This window comes from Rahnella inusitata, assembly GCF_965118895.1.
Taxonomy (GTDB): domain Bacteria; phylum Pseudomonadota; class Gammaproteobacteria; order Enterobacterales; family Enterobacteriaceae; genus Rahnella; species Rahnella inusitata_A.
In genome coordinates this window covers 155,614-171,306 of sequence record NZ_CBCPJJ010000009.1, presented here as the reverse complement: position 1 = coordinate 171,306, position 15,693 = coordinate 155,614, and the positions used below count along the sequence as shown (strand labels likewise).

Here is a 15,693-nt window from a genome sequence, read left to right as displayed (position 1 = left end):
CCCTACCACCACCGGTGAAAATGATGCACCGGGCCGATGCCGTGCCCGACTTCAAGAGAGTCGGCCTGCATCAGCGCCTGTTGCAAATACGCTTTGGCTTCGCGCACCGTATCCGCCCAGTTGTTGTGACGCGGGCGCAGTGCTGCCAACGCCGCAGACAATGTACAGCCGGTGCCGTGGGTATGGCGGGTATTGACACGCGGCGCGGTAAAACGCTCACGGGAACCGGCCACAAACAGCCAGTCAGGACTTTCTTCATCGCTCAGATGACCGCCCTTCATCAACACCGCGCCACACCCCATCGCCAGCAAGGTTTCACCCTGCTCACGCATTTCCGCTTCGCTGGTCGCTATCGGACATTCGAGTAACGCTGCGGCTTCAGGCAGGTTTGGCGTGATGATCGAGACCTGCGGGATCAGCAACCGGCGCACTGCATCCACCGCCTCCGGCAACAATAACGGATCGCCACTTTTCGCCAGCATAACGGTATCGAGCACCACAAACGGCGGCTGATAGTGCCGGAGCCGTTCCGTGACCGCTTCCACAATCTGACTGTTTGCCAGCATACCGATTTTCGCACTGTCGATGCGGACGTCGCTGAGCACTGAATCCAGCTGTGCCGCCACAAATTCGGGTTCGATATTGTAAACCGACTGCACGCCGCAGGTGTTTTGCGCCACCAGCGCGGTGATCACGCTGGTACCGTAGGCGCCGAGCGCCGAGAACGTTTTGAGATCGGCCTGGATCCCGGCACCGCCGCTCGGATCGGTGCCTGCAATGGTCAGCGCATTAATCCGTTTCATGGCTGCGCCTCCCCGTTTAACCATTCCCCGTTAATCAGGTACAAATTATCGAGTAACTCTGGCGTGAAGCTGCCCGGCCCTTTCACCGTTGCGCAGGCGCGTTCTCCGGCACAGGACATGACGCGACAAGCTGCTGCGACGTTATCCAGCCGGTTGCCCGGTAACGTAATGAAAGCAGCCACCACCGCCGACAGCGCACAGCCGGTGCCGACCACGCGGGTCATCATCGGATGGCCGCCCGCGACTGCCCAACAGCGATCGCCGCCGGTCACATAATCTGTCTCACCGGTGACCGCGACAATCGCACCGGTTTCACGCGCCAGATGCTGCGCGGCGGGCAAGGCAGAAAGAGAGTTGTCACCGCTGTCGACACCACGACCGGATGCACTCAGACCGCTGAGCGCGCGGATTTCCGAGGCGTTACCGCGAATGGCGGCGGGTTGGAGTTTGATGATGTTGAGACAGAATTCAGTGCGCCAGCGCAGGCCGCCCACGGCCACCGGATCCAGCACCCAGGGTTTTCCGGCCTGATTCGCCGCCTCAATAGCCGCCAGCATCGCCTCGGCGTGAGAATGCGTCAGCGTACCGACGTTGACCAGTAAGGCATCAGCAATGGCGCTAAACTGCGCCGCTTCGGCAGGATCAACCACCATCGCCGGAGACGCTCCCAGCGCTAGCAAAACATTGGCAGTAAAAGATTGCACCACGTCGTTGGTCAGGCAGTGGACCAGCGGTGATGAGTGGCGGAGTTGTTGCAAAGAACCGGCGGCAATCGCACCGGGAAATACGGAAGGTCGGACGTTCATAAGTCTCCCAACCGGCTTTCAGGAAGGCGGCATCGGGAGAGATACCTGACTTCCCTACGCTGGCATAATCCAGATCAGGTAATACGGGTAAAATCTCAGCCTTTCTTTTGCAAGAGCGGCACCCCGAGTCAAGGGAGCATTATTGGTGCGGACGGCGGGAAGATCAATCAGCATTTGATACCAAAAAGCCCCGTCCATTGACAGGGCTGATGAGATAACCCTGATTTACACCGTCGCCGCCACATCCTCCAGTACGCCGCCTTCACTGCGCGCCTGCCACAGTTTTATCCAGCGCAGGACTGATGCCACCATAATTACCGCGCCGAGCGCGACCATAATGATGGAAATTGTGCCGTTGAACAGATTGAAGCCTTTGGCCAGTGGATTGAAATAGACGTGAGCCACCATCCAGTACGCTGCGTAGTTCACAGTGACGTACAGATACGCCAGCGGTATCAGGCAGGTCAGCATGTAGCGGCGCTTATCCGCCAGACGCAGAATAATGGTCGCGCCGATCATCAGACCGATTGAAGCCATCAGCTGGTTGGAGACGCCAAACAGCGCCCAGACCGAATTGATATCGCCGGAGTTCAGCAGATATCCCCAGAGCAGGCAGGCGACGATGCTGCACGCCACCGCGCCCGGCCACCAGTCGGTACGTTTCAGCGGTGCCCACAGGTCACCGAAGAAATCCTGCAACAAATAGCGTGCCACGCGGGTGCCCGAATCGACCGCCGTGAGGATGAATACCGCCTCGAACATCACCACGAACTGGAAGAAGTAAGAGGACAAATGGCTGAACCACGGAATGCGCGTAAAGATATCGGCCATGCCGACCGCCAGCGTCACGGCACCGCCGGTGCGCCCGCTAAGATCCAGACCGATTTCCTGGCTAAGCGCCGGCAGATTCACCACCTGCATGCCCAGACCGGCAAACACTTCCGGCGCGGAGTTAATGGCAAAATAATCCGCCGGATGCAACGCGGTGGCAGCAATCAGCGCCATCACGCCGACCACACACTCCGCTAACATCGCCCCAAAACCGACCGGCAAAATATCACTCCATTTGTCTATCTGCTTAGGCGTGGTGCCGGAACCGATAAATGCGTGAAAACCTGATATCGCGCCACAGGCGATAGTGATCGAGATAAACGGCCAGACCGGACCCGCCAGCACCGGGCCGCCACCGTGGATAAACTGCGTGATCGCCGGGAACTGAATTTCCGGGTTGATGAACACCACGCCGACGATCAGCGCACCGAACACGCCGATTTTCATGAAGCTGGAGAGATAACCGCGCGGCGTCAGTAACATCCATACCGGCAGAGCGGTGGCGAAGAAGGCGTAGACAGGTAAAACCAGACTGACGGTCGAGGCGCGCAGGCTGAGCCATTCGCCAAACGCCGAGGCCTGTATGTACGGCCCGATCACCACGCAGGCCATAATCGCAATAATACCCACCCACGAAGCGGCTTTCATGCTGCCGGTCAGACGCTCCCACAGGCCGACGCAAATCGCCACCGGGATAGTCATAAAGACGGCAAACGTGCCCCACGGGTTACGCTCAAGGGCATGTACCACCACCATCGACAAACCAGCCATGGTAATGGTGATGATAAATAACATCGCCAGCCCGGTACACCAGCCGGCTACCGGCCCGAGTTCACGCTTAGCCACTTCCGACAGGGATTTACCCCGGTGTTTCATCGAGGCGAACAACACCACGGTATCGTGTACCGCGCCGCCGACCACGCAACCGATCAGAAGCCATAACATACCGGGCAGATAACCGTACTGCGCCGCGAGCACAGGGCCGACCAGAGGCCCCGCCGCCGCAATTGCCGCAAAGTGGCTGCCAAAGTTCACCCATTTTTTCGTCGGGACATAGTCTTTCCCGTCTTCCAGTAAATGCGACGGCGTGACCTGAGCATCATCGGCTTTCAGCACTTTACGGACAAAAAACACGCCGTAAAACCGGTAGCAGATAGTCAGGATACACAGAGTCGCGATGACAAAAGTCAGTGCGTGTTGCATCTTATTGTTCTCCGGATAAGGAATAATCAGGTGCAACGTAGCAAAGCTCTGTAGAAAGCGCGTCCGCTGTTTAGGTCAGCGGCGGTATAGCGATTTAAGCGGCAAAAACGCAGGGATGAACGGCGTGGTTCAAAGCCCGAGTTGAGATTTCAAGGATTTCAGATAACGGCGGCTGACCGGTACGCGCACCTCGTTTTTCATCACCAGCTCCGCCAGCCCGCTGTCGTCAAAACGGATTTCCCGCAGATGGCTTATGTTGATTAAAAACTGCCGGTGGCAACGCAGCAGCTGCGTCCGATTTTCCAGGGTGCGCAGCGTCAGTTCCGTAAAACATTCACTGCCGTCGGCGCGGTTTACGAAGACTCCGCTGACCCGCGAGCTGACAAAAATCACCTCATCGAAGGCAAGCAGATAAATGCGATTCTGGCCGCAGCAGGGGATCAGCGCCAGATCCGGTTCGCCGGCCATCAGCGCAGTAATATTTTGTTCCGGCAGATGCTTGCGCAGACGGCAGAGGGTTTTGTCCAGCCGCGATGCCTGTACCGGCTTTAGCAGATAATCAAACACGTTCTCTTCGAACGCCTGCAAGGCATATTCGTCATAGGCGGTGAGAAAAACAATGTGCGGCATACGCTCAGCGTCAATCATCCCGACCAGCTCCAGCCCGCTGATGCGTGGCATATGGATATCGAGAAAAACCACGTCGGGTTGCAGCCGGTTGATAGCACCCAGCGCTTGCACCGCGTTTTCACACTCGCCGATCACGCTGATATCCGCCGCATCCTGCAGCAGAAAACGCAGATTTTCACGCGCAAGCGGCTCGTCATCAACAATCAATATTTTCAGCATGCTGACTCCTTAACGGCAACCGTAAAATGACACGGGTAAACTGTTCCGGTTCGCATTCCACATGCAGACCAAATTCATCGCCGTAACGCCCGCGCAGACGGCGATCGACCAGACTCATGCCCAGACCATTTCCGCAAGCCGACGGCGCATACAGCCCGGCGTTATCTTCAACGGTCAGCATCAGACAATCGTCCTGCCCGATGGCGGAAAGACGGATGTGCCCGGCGCCCAGCAGTTGTGACGTCCCGTGCTTGATGGCGTTTTCCACCAGCGGTTGCAGCGTAAAAGCGGGTAAAAACAGCTGTTGCAGCGCGTCGGGAAAATCAAACGTGACGCTCAGCCGGTCGCTGAACCGCGCGCGTTCGATATGCAGATAGGCTTCCACGTGTTCAATTTCGTCGGCCAGTGTCACCACTTCCTGCGGGCGTTTGAGATTTTTGCGAAAAAAAGTCGAAAGATGCTGCACCAGTTCGCCCGCCTGCTGGCTGTCGCGACGGATCACCGCCACCAGAGTATTCAGCGCATTAAACAGAAAGTGAGGATTCACCTGCGCGTGCAGCAGTTTGATTTCCGACTGGATCAGCAGTTGCTTGTGGCGCTCATACTGCCCGGCGAGGATCTGCGCCGACAATAAACTGGCGATCCCCTCGCCCAGCGTCCGGTTGATCGAACTGAACAGCCGGTTGCGGGCTTCGTAAAGTTTGATCGTGCCGATCACTTCCTGATTCTCGCCGCGCAGCGGGATCACCAGCGTCGACCCGAGCTTGCACGACGGGCTTTGCGTGCAGCGATACGGCACTTCATTGCCATCGGCGTAGACCACTTCGTTATGTTCGATAGCGCGGTGAGAATGCTCGGACAAAATCGGCGAGCCTGGCAGATGGTGATCGTCGCCGATCCCGACAAACGCCAGCAGCTTCTCGCGATCGGTGATCGCCACCGCGCCGATATCCAGTTCCTGATAGATGATCTGCGCTACCCGCGCGGTGTTTTCCTGATTAAACCCCTGGCGCAGCACCCCTTCGGTACAGGCCGCAATATTCAGTGCCCGGGCGCTGAACGCCGTGGTGTAGCGCTCAAACATCGCCCGCCGGTCGAGCAGAATGCGCATGAACATCGCCGCGCCAATGGTGTTGGTCACCATCATCGGCGTGGCAATACTTTTTACCAGCCTAAGGGCTTCGTCATAAGGACGTGCGACCATCAAAATGATCGCCATCTGCAATACTTCGGCAAACAGCGTGACGCCTGCAACCGTCAGCGGATTAAACAGCCGGTCAATACGCCCCCGCCGCATCAGCACCCGGTGAACGATACCGCCGAGCAGCCCTTCCATCACCGTCGAAATCATGCAACTCAGCGCCGTCATTCCGCCCAGCGAATACCGGTGCAACCCACCGGTCAGCCCGACCAGCACCCCGACCACCGGCCCGCCGAGTAAACCGCCGAGCACCGCACCGATAGCGCGGGTATTGGCGATAGAGTCCTGAATATGCAGGCCAAAATAGGTGCCCATGATGCAGAACATCGAGAACATGAAATAGCACAACAGTTTGTGCGGCAACCGAACGGTGACGTGCATCAGCGGAATAAACAGCGGAGTTTTACTGAGTAAGTAAGCGATAACTAAATAAACGCACATTTGCTGCAACAGCAACAAAACCAAATTGAACTCATACATAGTCGCTGGCAGTATCATTAAGTGAGACGCGCACTATAGTCGACAATATCCACACAATCTTTGAGGGGGTTCACTCTTTGGTATCACCACTACACATTCGCCCTTACAAAGAAGCCGATCGCCCTTTTTTACGCACGCTGTATCTGGCCGCACGCAAAGACACCTGGACCTGGCTGGAAAATGCTGACTATAAGCTGGAGGATTTCGACCGTGCGGTGATTGGCGAGACGATTCTGGTTGCCGAGCGCGACGGGTTTTTGCTGGGGTTTGCCTCGATTTTTACTCAGGAAAACTTCCTGCATAATCTGTTTATCGATCCAAAGTTTCAGGGAACGGGTGCTGGCAGTGCATTGCTACATGCCGCCGAAAAAACTTTTACACGTACCGGTTCGCTGAAATGTTTAGTAAAGAGTAAAAAATCGGTGGGATTCTATTTATCAAAGGGCTGGACCGTAGTCGCCACGGGGGATAGTCCGAAAGGTGAATATTATCTCTTTCATTCATCTGCTAAATAAAACAAGGGTGAGTTATTAGCAACTCATCTCACAAATATCAATATTCTGTTCTTTATCAAATTTTCTTTGTTGTTAAGAGGTTAAATTTCCCAGCAGTGCTATACATACGTTGTCTTCTTTAAACTTTTTGAGGGTACGAATGAAAAAAATAAAACTGCTGCAGGCCGCGCTGATCACCGGTGCCCTGCTTTTAGCGGGGTGTACGAACCACGTTACCCAGGCTGATAAATACTCCGGCTTCCTTGGCGATTATTCCAATCTGAAAGAAAAGAAATTGCCCTCAGGTACGCCGGTGCTGCGCTGGATTGATCCTTCCTTCAAAGCATCAAACTATTCTTACCTGATGTATGAGCCGATTAAATTCTACCCTGAACCACAACCTACGGCGCAAATTAGTAAAGAAACGCTGCAGGGCGTGCTGGACTATGCCAACAGCCGCATGAAACCGGCAATGGCTGAACATCTGCAACTGACCGATCACGCAGGCCCGCGCACGCTTATCTTTAAAGGCGCGATCACTGGCGTAAATACGTCAGCAGAAGGTCTGCAATTCTATGAGGTGATCCCGGTTGCCCTGGTGATTGCAGGTACCGAAACGGCTACCGGCCACCGTACCCGTGATACCGAAGTGTATTTCGAAGGCGAACTGATCGACGCCAGTACCGGCAAATCGGTTTTCAAAGTTGTGCGTAAAGGCTTCGGTAAACAAGTGTCCAACGACACCCAGAAAGTCACCGCGAACGATCTGAAAGTCGTGGTCGATGGTCTGGCAAACGACACCAAGTTGTTCCAGGCGAACTAAACCTGACGCGTGAGTGAGTATTTTATGAGGCAGCCAGAGGGCTGCCTTTTTTCTTTCCTGCCCGCTGTCTCATGCATCGTGACTCATAGACTTATCACGACCCTCACCCTCTCGCGCCATCGCAAGAAAAGCACAGGCGGCGCCATTGGTCTCACCGGCGCGGCTCACCAGCATCAGGTTGGCAGCCAGACCGGGTTCATCCAGCACACGGTATACCAGACCCGGTATATGTACCTGTTCCAAAGGCTCAGGTACTAATGCAATACCCAGTCCGGCCGCTGCCAAAGCCAGAACGCTCAGTGTACTGGAGGTACGATGAGCGATATTAGGTGGATGCCCCAGCATCTCGATAAGCCTGTGAAGTAAATACTCATCCGCATCGTGTGCATCGTAGAAAATTAGCGGTTCTGTCGCGAGCATCGCCACTTTGAGCAGGGGAATATTGGCCAGAGGATGATCGTCAGCCATGGCCACCCGTCTTTCCCAGTAACCGATTCGTTCAGCCAACAGCGCCCGATCGTGCAACTTGCCGTGATCGGGGGTATACCCAATGTCCAACTGCCCTGCCAGAATCGCGTCGGCCTGCTGCTGCGGGGGGAGTTCCCGAACGATCAATTCGACATCAGGATAGGCTTTGTGGAAGGCGCGTAAATCGCGCATCAGCTTGCCGCTAAAAACGGCGTTCCCGGCAAACCCCACCCGTATGCTCCCCAGCTCACCACGTATGGCGCGCTGGACAGTCAATTTGGCATGTTCAGCCTGAGCGAGCGTGTTACGTGCCTGGGCAAGCAGTAATTGGCCCGCTTCGGTCAGCTCTACCCGGCGGCTGGTACGCTCAAACAGCGGTCCACCTAACTCTTCCTCCAACGCACGGATCTGCATACTCAAGGCCGGTTGCACGATATGAAGGCGCTCTGCGGCTCGCCCAAAATGCTTCTCTTCAGCAACCGCCAGAAAATACCTCAGATGACGCAATTCCATCACACCCTCATTAATCATTTTAAATGATTGATTGGTAATATTAACACATTGGAATTTATTAAAGTTAAAGAGGATGCTCTGTTCCATCGGCACATGTGATGCCTTCTGCTTAAGGACTTTGCCATGCAACATCATCTTGAAGATCGTCTCCAGATAACCGACCTGATGACCGGCTGGATCCATCGCGATCTGGGCCAGTGGGATGCCCTTCGTGAGCTTTTTCACCCTGACGGCACTATCGAAGTGACGTGGTTTGAAGGACTCGCAAGCGAGTTTATTGATGGATCGATGAAAATGGGTGCGTCAGATGCCCGCACTAAACACCTGATCGGCACACCCGTTGTGACCTTCAATCAGACAGCGACGAAAGCTATCGTTGAGACCAATGCCATGATCATCGGCGAGAACGTCACACTGGATGTAGGCTGTGTCGGCCATAACCGTTTTTACGATTTGGTGGAAAAGCGTGAAGGTATCTGGAAACTCCTGCACCGCCAAAGTATTTACGATATGGCGACTTTCACCTTCCCGATGGGGCCGGTCGAGATCGATAGCGTCGTCGTGGCGAAATATCCACGCGAATATGCCGCGCTGGCCTATATGCTGGAAAAAAGCGGTTTCCCGGTCAAACGTATTTTTGCCACCCGCGGGAGCGAGTTAGAAAAAGACATGAAAGCCGCCGGCGCGGCCTGGTTAATGGCCTGATTATTCCTCTCTGACTCACCGGGGTAACCCGCACACTTAATGAAATGCGCCAATTTGCCTGGCGGACAAAGAGAAAATCGCATAAAAAAAGCCAGTGGATATCGCTATCCCACTGGCGTTTTCATGGATCCGGCTCTCAGATTTCATCCAAAAATGGTAAGCACTTAGTCATCCCAAATGCTGCATTTCATCATGCTCAACGAAAGCTACTGTATTTTCCCGTCAATGCCCTTTGATGTTCTTGGCAAAATACATGGCTTTGTCGGCATGTTCGAGAAGCTGACGTTCGTCTTCACCATGCTCAGGGTAAAGCGCAATCCCAATACTGGGCACGATGTGCAAACTGTGGCCGTCGAGAATAAAAGGATGATGAAAAGCATCACGCATTTTTTCCGCCACCCGCGCGACGTATTCTGACAATGACGTGCCGCGGAGCAGAACAACAAACTCATCACCACCAACGCGCGCGACAGTATCCGATTCACGTACGCACTGCTTCAGGCGAGCGGCGACCTCTTGCAGCAATAAATCTCCGATCCCATGACCCAGCGTATCGTTCACCTGTTTAAATTTATCCAGATCAAGATAAAGCAAAGACAATTGCCCATGATCTCGTCGTGCAGCCGCCAGCGCAACGTTCAGACGATCGTGCAAAAAACCACGATTAGGCAACGCGGTAAGCTGATCATATTGCGCCATGTATTGCAGCCGGACTTGCATTTGCTGACGCTCAATGACGGTGGCAATTTGCGTTGAGACGAACTGCAGTAACTCCTGATCCTGTTCGCTGTAGCAGACTCCTCCGGGATAGCTTTTGACCATCAGCACGCCGATCGTGCCTTTGTGGGATTTGAGCGGGACACCCAGCCAGGAAAAGGGGTTCATGCCAAAGGAGACGCGCAGCGCTTTCAGACGATCGACCATCGTCTCAGGCGTCAGCAGCAGCGGCTGACCGGAATGAATAATCTCTGCGTAGAGCGTCCCCGGGATCAGTTTGAAAGGTTCTGGCGTTTGCAGATATTCATCCACGTGATAGGGAAAGCTGAGCTGGTCTGTTTCATCGTCGTAGAGCGTTACAGAAAAATTCTCTACTGGCAGAAGTGTGCCGACGATCTGATGGATACGCTGAAATAACTTGAGAAGATCCTCGGCGGTATGTGCGGCTTCGGATATGGAATAGAGCGCAGACTGCAAGGACTCGGATCGCTTGCGTTCGGTAATGTCGCGCGCAACCCCAATACGTAACTGGTCGGCCGGTGACCAGCGCGCTGACCACATGATGTGGACGACGTGCCCGTTCTTGTGCAGATAGCGGTTCTCAAAATGCAGTTGAGGCTGGCCTGCCATCACCGCCACCACCGAGTTACGGGTCAGTTCGCGATCTTCAGGCAGCATCAGGTCGAACATATTTTTGCCGATCATTTCTTTCGGCGTATACCCGAAAATACGTTCGCACGAAGCGCTCGCAAAAACGATATGGGCTTCGGCATCCACTGCAAAAACAGCATCCATCATGAGGTCAATAAAACTGGCCAACGGCGCGTGAGGATTCGGTTCCATAGAGAAATTAAGGCCTGAAGAGAAAAGGGAGTACGACCGCGTTCCTGAGAGATATCCGCCGCCCATTAGCGCCATACTGTTTTGCATTAACGCTTACAAATAATACAGATGAACATATCACGGAAAAGGGAGATTTGGCGATGCTGAAAAACGCCTGCCAGCAGAGGGGAGTTAAAATAAAAAAACCCGCGATTACGCGGGCTTATAAGGTCTGTATTTGTGGTGGCAGCCAGTGCCAGACGTCAAATCATTCCCACTCAATCGTCGCCGGTGGTTTACCGCTGATGTCATACACTACGCGGGAAATGCCATCAACTTCGTTGATAATGCGGTTGGAGCAGCGGCCGAGGAAATCGTACGGCAGGTGCGCCCAATGCGCAGTCATGAAGTCGATAGTTTCAACTGCGCGCAGTGAAACAACCCAGTCGTATTTGCGGCCATCACCCATCACGCCAACGGAGCGGACAGGCAGGAAGACGGTGAACGCCTGGCTGACTTTGTTGTACAGGTCGGCTTTATGCAGTTCTTCGATGAAGATAGCATCCGCACGACGCAGCAGGTCGCAGTACTCTTTCTTCACTTCGCCCAGCACGCGCACGCCCAGCCCTGGCCCAGGGAACGGGTGACGGTACAGCATGTCGTACGGCAGGCCGAGTTCCAGACCGATTTTACGCACTTCGTCTTTGAACAGCTCTTTCAGCGGCTCAACCAGACCCAGTTTCATTTCTTTTGGCAGACCGCCCACGTTGTGGTGGGACTTGATCACGTGCGCTTTACCAGTCGCAGAGGCAGCGGATTCGATCACGTCAGGGTAGATGGTGCCCTGCGCCAGCCATTTCACCGCATCCTGCTTGCAGGCTTCTTCATCGAAGACTTCTACAAACACGCGGCCAATGATTTTACGTTTCGCTTCCGGCTCATCAACACCCGCCAGCGCAGAGAGGAAACGCTCTTCCGCTGCCACGTGAACGATGTTCAGACCGAAACGGTCGCCAAACATTTCCAGCACCTGATCGGCTTCGTGCAAACGCAGCAAACCGTTATCAACGAAGACACAGGTCAGACGGTCGCCGATGGCGCGGTGCAGCAGCATCGCGGTCACGGAAGAGTCCACACCGCCGGACAGGCCGAGGATTACATGATCGTCGCCAATCTGAACGCGCAGGCGATCAATGGCGTCTTCGATGATTTTAGCCGGAGTCCACAACGCTTCGCACTGGCAGATGTCCATCACGAAACGTTCCAGAATGCGCAGGCCCTGACGGGTGTGCGTCACTTCCGGGTGGAACTGCACGCCGTAGAAGCGTTTTTCTTCGTTCGCCATAATGGCAAACGGACAGGTATCGGTGCTGGCAACGGTGACGAAGTCAGACGGAATGGCCGTTACTTTATCGCCGTGGCTCATCCAGACGTCGAGCAGCGGCTTGCTGTTATCGCTCAGGGCGTCCTGAATGTCGCGGATAAGCGCGCTTTCAGTCTGAACTTCAACCTGTGCATAACCAAACTCGCGTTCGTTAGAACCTTCAACATGGCCGCCTAATTGCATTGCCATGGTTTGCATGCCATAGCACACGCCCAGCACCGGCACACCGGCTTCGAAGACGTAGTCGGGCGCACGCGGGCTGTCATGCTCGGTGGTACTTTCAGGGCCACCGGACAGGATGATCCCGTTCGGGTTGAATTCGCGGATTTGGGCTTCGGTTACGTCCCAGGCCCAGAGTTCGCAATAGACACCGAGCTCGCGCACGCGGCGTGCAACAAGTTGAGTGTACTGGGAGCCGAAATCGAGGATCAGGATACGGTGCTTGTGAATATTTTCGCTCATGAGGGGCGTTTTCCAGAAAGCAATAAAAGCGTTAAAACAACAGGTTAATTTTTTCTTAATGCACTAAAAGCAGACAGCGAGCTCGTTGCTCGCTGTCTTAAGGGATTAGGAACCCATGCGGTAGTTCGGTGACTCTTTGGTGATGGTCACGTCATGTACGTGGCTTTCCTGGATCCCGGCACCGCTGATACGAACAAACTCAGCCTTGGTGCGGAGGTCGTCGATGGTAGCACAACCGGTCAGACCCATACAGGAGCGCAGACCGCCCATTTGCTGGTGAACGATCTCTTTCAGACGACCTTTGTAAGCAACGCGGCCTTCGATACCTTCCGGCACCAGTTTGTCAGCGGCGTTATCGGTCTGGAAGTAACGGTCAGAAGAGCCCTTGGACATCGCGCCCAGAGAGCCCATACCACGGTAGGATTTGAACGAGCGGCCCTGATAGAGTTCGATTTCGCCCGGTGATTCTTCAGTCCCCGCCAGCATCCCGCCGACCATCACGCAGCTTGCGCCGGCAGCGATAGCTTTAGCGATGTCGCCGGAGAAGCGGATACCGCCGTCGGCGATAACCGGAATACCGGTGCCTTCCAGCGCTTCAACCGCGTCAGAAACGGCAGTGATCTGTGGAACACCTACGCCGGTCACAATACGCGTGGTACAGATTGAGCCTGGACCGATACCGACTTTCACCGCGCTCACGCCCGCTTTTGCCAGTGCCAGAGCACCTGCGCCCGTCGCGACGTTACCGCCGATGATTTGCAGATCCGGGTATTTTGCGCGGGTAGCGCGGATACGTTCCAGAACGCCTTCGGAGTGGCCATGAGAGGAGTCGATCAACAGAACGTCAACGCCCGCCGCAACCAGTGCGTCGATACGTTCTTCGTTGCCAGCACCCGCGCCAACCGCAGCACCGACGCGCAGGCTGCCCTGCTCATCTTTACATGCGTTAGGTTTACGTTCGGCTTTCTGGAAGTCTTTGACGGTGATCATACCGAGAAGATGGAATTGCGCGTCAACAACCAGCGCTTTTTCTACGCGTTTTTCGTGCATTTTCTGCAACACGATTTCGCGGGCTTCGCCTTCTTTCACGGTAACCAGACGTTCTTTCGGCGTCATGACTGCGGTGACAGGCTGTTCCAGATCGGTCACGAAGCGCACGTCACGACCGGTGATAATACCGACCAGTTCGTTCTCTTCGGTCACAACCGGATAACCGGCAAAACCGTTAATTTCAGTGAGTTCTTTAACCTGACGCAGAGTGGTTTGTGGCGTAACCGTTTTAGGGTCAGCAACAACGCCGCTTTCATGCTTCTTCACGCGACGGACTTCTTCCGCCTGACGCTCAATAGACATGTTCTTGTGGATGAATCCGAGGCCGCCTTCCTGCGCCAGAGCAATCGCCAGATTCGCTTCAGTCACGGTATCCATCGCTGCGGACAGCATAGGGATATTCAGACGGATTTTAGCGGTCAGTTGAGTACCGAGATCGGCAGTATTAGGCAGAACTGTGGAGTGGGCTGGAACAAGGAGAACGTCGTCGAACGTTAGTGCTTCTTTTGCGATACGTAGCATGGGCAATATCTCACCAAGGTGGATGCGGAAAAGATAAAATATTGCAGCGGGAGTATACAGGTGAGTAGGTATTCCGACCAGAACTATTTCAAAAACTTCTTGATTACCTTTTTCGGGCATGTAGTATCGTTCGATTAAGTCTCTGTTTTTGAATTTGATCTGGATCACATGTCGCTACCTTCTTCGCCTCCTATTTTTACCGTAAGCCGCCTGAATCAGACGGTCCGACAGTTGCTGGAAAACGAAATGGGTCAGGTCTGGCTCTCCGGTGAGATCTCAAATTTCTCTCAGCCCTCTTCCGGCCACTGGTATTTCACCCTCAAAGATGACCGCGCGCAGGTCAAATGCGCCATGTTCCGCAATACCAACCGCCGCACGACGTTCCGCCCGCAAAACGGCCAGCAGGTTTTAGTGCGCGCGACCATTACGCTGTATGAACCGCGCGGTGATTATCAGCTGATTGCCGAAAGTATGCAGGAAGCCGGTGACGGTCTGTTGCAGCAAAAATTCGATTTGCTTAAGCAACAGCTGGCGGCCGAAGGTCTGTTCGATACTCAGTTCAAACAAGCGCTACCCTCGCCTGCGAAATGCGTCGGAGTGATCACCTCCGCCAGCGGTGCGGCATTGCATGATGTGTTAAACGTATTAAAGCGACGCGATCCATCACTCCCGGTGATTATCTATCCCACCTCCGTTCAGGGTGTGGATGCGCCAATGCAAATCGTCCGGGCTATTGAGCTGGCGAATACTCGCGAAGAGGTGGATGTACTGATCGTCGGGCGCGGCGGCGGTTCGCTGGAAGATTTATGGAGCTTTAACGACGAGCGCGTGGCGCGGGCCATTTTCGCCAGCCGCATTCCTATCGTCAGCGCTGTCGGCCACGAAACCGACGTCACTATTGCCGATTTTGTTGCGGATTTGCGCGCCCCCACGCCATCAGCCGCCGCAGAACTTATCAGCCGCAATCAGCTGGAATTATTGCGTCAGATCCAGTCTCAGCAGCAGCGTCTTGAACTGGCGATGGACTATTACCTCGCGCAACTCGCGCAGCGCTTTAGCCGTCTCAACCATCGTCTGCAACAGCAGCATCCGCATTTGCGCCTGGCGCGTCAGCAGACGGCGCTGTTCAAACTGCGCCGCCGTCTGGATGAAGCGATGCAAAATCAGCTGCGCCAGATCCTTCGCCATACCGACCGGCTGCAGCAACGTCTGACACAACAGCAACCACAGCCGCGCATTCACCGTGCGCAACAGCGGGTTCAGCAGTTGCAATACCGTCTGCAACAGGCGATGTCTGAGCAACTGGGTGAACACCGTGAACGTTTCGGCAAAGCTTGTGCGCAGCTTGAGGGCGTCAGCCCGCTGGCGACGCTGGCTCGTGGGTATAGCGTGACGACGACGCCGCAGGGTGCATTGTTGAAGAAAACCACGCAGACCGCACCGGGCGATACGCTCAAAACACGTCTGGCCGATGGCTGGATTGAAAGCGAAGTGAAATCGATCGTGGTGGAAAAGAAGGCGCGTAAACGGGCAGTGAAAGGGGCCTGAAACAGGCCCCTG

13 protein-coding genes and 1 riboswitch are annotated in these 15,693 nt (G+C 54.8%); of the genes, 4 read left to right on the top strand and 9 right to left on the bottom strand.

Annotation, left to right across the window (positions count from 1 at the left end):
* Positions 1-2: 2 nt before the first annotated feature.
* The 5 genes from thiD to ACMHLI_RS08825 form a co-directional block, all read right to left on the bottom strand.
* Positions 3-803, bottom strand: a complete 801-nt coding sequence (thiD, locus tag ACMHLI_RS08845; RefSeq protein ID WP_413529145.1) for a bifunctional hydroxymethylpyrimidine kinase/phosphomethylpyrimidine kinase — start codon at positions 801-803, stop codon at positions 3-5.
* On the bottom strand, positions 800-1,609 hold the full coding sequence (gene thiM, locus ACMHLI_RS08840; RefSeq protein WP_413529144.1) for a hydroxyethylthiazole kinase: 810 nt from the start codon (positions 1,607-1,609) through the stop codon (positions 800-802). Before thiM ends, thiD begins: the two co-directional genes overlap by 4 nt.
* 34 nt (positions 1,610-1,643) lie before the next feature.
* Positions 1,644-1,745: riboswitch (TPP riboswitch) on the bottom strand.
* 89 nt (positions 1,746-1,834) lie between these two features.
* A complete protein-coding gene (locus ACMHLI_RS08835) occupies positions 1,835-3,643 on the bottom strand; it encodes a carbon starvation protein A (protein WP_413529143.1) in 1,809 nt (602 codons plus the stop codon).
* 129 nt (positions 3,644-3,772) lie between these two features.
* On the bottom strand, positions 3,773-4,492 hold the full coding sequence (gene btsR, locus ACMHLI_RS08830; RefSeq protein WP_413529142.1) for a two-component system response regulator BtsR: 720 nt from the start codon (positions 4,490-4,492) through the stop codon (positions 3,773-3,775).
* The gene (locus ACMHLI_RS08825; RefSeq protein ID WP_413529141.1) at positions 4,470-6,173 is read right to left on the bottom strand and encodes a LytS/YhcK type 5TM receptor domain-containing protein; all 1,704 of its coding nucleotides are present in this window, start codon (positions 6,171-6,173) and stop codon (positions 4,470-4,472) included. Before ACMHLI_RS08825 ends, btsR begins: the two co-directional genes overlap by 23 nt.
* 77 nt (positions 6,174-6,250) lie before the next feature.
* On the opposite strand from ACMHLI_RS08825, the gene ACMHLI_RS08820 reads away from it, so the two are divergent.
* Entirely contained in the window at positions 6,251-6,688 is a 438-nt protein-coding gene (locus ACMHLI_RS08820; RefSeq protein ID WP_413529140.1) for a GNAT family N-acetyltransferase, read from the top strand.
* Positions 6,689-6,827: 139 nt separating this feature from the next.
* Positions 6,828-7,490 (top strand): DUF3313 domain-containing protein, encoded by a 663-nt coding sequence (locus tag ACMHLI_RS08815; protein WP_413529139.1) that lies wholly within the window; start codon positions 6,828-6,830, stop codon positions 7,488-7,490.
* Between the two features lie 69 nt (positions 7,491-7,559).
* Here the strand turns inward: ACMHLI_RS08815 and ACMHLI_RS08810 are convergent, their stop codons facing one another.
* Positions 7,560-8,471, bottom strand: a complete 912-nt coding sequence (locus tag ACMHLI_RS08810) for a LysR substrate-binding domain-containing protein (protein ID WP_413529519.1) — start codon at positions 8,469-8,471, stop codon at positions 7,560-7,562.
* A gap of 123 nt (positions 8,472-8,594) precedes the next feature.
* Here ACMHLI_RS08810 and ACMHLI_RS08805 point away from each other — a divergent pair, with 123 nt between their 5' ends.
* Positions 8,595-9,176 (top strand): nuclear transport factor 2 family protein, encoded by a 582-nt coding sequence (locus ACMHLI_RS08805; protein WP_413529138.1) that lies wholly within the window; start codon positions 8,595-8,597, stop codon positions 9,174-9,176.
* 222 nt (positions 9,177-9,398) lie between these two features.
* On the opposite strand, the gene ACMHLI_RS08800 is transcribed toward ACMHLI_RS08805, so the two are convergent.
* From ACMHLI_RS08800 to guaB, 3 genes are all read right to left on the bottom strand, one after another.
* Positions 9,399-10,736, bottom strand: a complete 1,338-nt coding sequence (locus ACMHLI_RS08800; protein WP_413529137.1) for a diguanylate cyclase domain-containing protein — start codon at positions 10,734-10,736, stop codon at positions 9,399-9,401.
* A 247-nt stretch (positions 10,737-10,983) separates the two neighbouring features.
* On the bottom strand, positions 10,984-12,561 hold the full coding sequence (gene guaA / locus ACMHLI_RS08795) for a glutamine-hydrolyzing GMP synthase (RefSeq protein WP_413529136.1): 1,578 nt from the start codon (positions 12,559-12,561) through the stop codon (positions 10,984-10,986).
* Between the two features lie 105 nt (positions 12,562-12,666).
* Entirely contained in the window at positions 12,667-14,133 is a 1,467-nt protein-coding gene (gene guaB, locus ACMHLI_RS08790; RefSeq protein ID WP_413529135.1) for an IMP dehydrogenase, read from the bottom strand.
* 168 nt (positions 14,134-14,301) lie between these two features.
* On the opposite strand from guaB, the gene xseA reads away from it, so the two are divergent.
* Positions 14,302-15,681 (top strand): exodeoxyribonuclease VII large subunit, encoded by a 1,380-nt coding sequence (gene xseA / locus ACMHLI_RS08785; RefSeq protein WP_413529134.1) that lies wholly within the window; start codon positions 14,302-14,304, stop codon positions 15,679-15,681.
* The last annotated feature ends 12 nt before the right edge of the window (positions 15,682-15,693 follow it).

Coding starts and splice junctions, on each gene's coding strand:
- xseA (WP_413529134.1), top strand. CDS start 14,302: ATGTCGCTACCTTCTTCGCCTCCTATTTTTACCGTAAGCCGCCTGAAT.
- guaA (WP_413529136.1), bottom strand. CDS start 12,561: ATGAGCGAAAATATTCACAAGCACCGTATCCTGATCCTCGATTTCGGC.
- ACMHLI_RS08805 (WP_413529138.1), top strand. CDS start 8,595: ATGCAACATCATCTTGAAGATCGTCTCCAGATAACCGACCTGATGACC.
- ACMHLI_RS08825 (WP_413529141.1), bottom strand. CDS start 6,173: ATGTATGAGTTCAATTTGGTTTTGTTGCTGTTGCAGCAAATGTGCGTT.
- ACMHLI_RS08815 (WP_413529139.1), top strand. CDS start 6,828: ATGAAAAAAATAAAACTGCTGCAGGCCGCGCTGATCACCGGTGCCCTG.
- thiM (WP_413529144.1), bottom strand. CDS start 1,609: ATGAACGTCCGACCTTCCGTATTTCCCGGTGCGATTGCCGCCGGTTCT.
- ACMHLI_RS08835 (WP_413529143.1), bottom strand. CDS start 3,643: ATGCAACACGCACTGACTTTTGTCATCGCGACTCTGTGTATCCTGACT.
- ACMHLI_RS08800 (WP_413529137.1), bottom strand. CDS start 10,736: ATGGAACCGAATCCTCACGCGCCGTTGGCCAGTTTTATTGACCTCATG.
- btsR (WP_413529142.1), bottom strand. CDS start 4,492: ATGCTGAAAATATTGATTGTTGATGACGAGCCGCTTGCGCGTGAAAAT.
- thiD (WP_413529145.1), bottom strand. CDS start 803: ATGAAACGGATTAATGCGCTGACCATTGCAGGCACCGATCCGAGCGGC.
- ACMHLI_RS08810 (WP_413529519.1), bottom strand. CDS start 8,471: ATGGAATTGCGTCATCTGAGGTATTTTCTGGCGGTTGCTGAAGAGAAG.
- guaB (WP_413529135.1), bottom strand. CDS start 14,133: ATGCTACGTATCGCAAAAGAAGCACTAACGTTCGACGACGTTCTCCTT.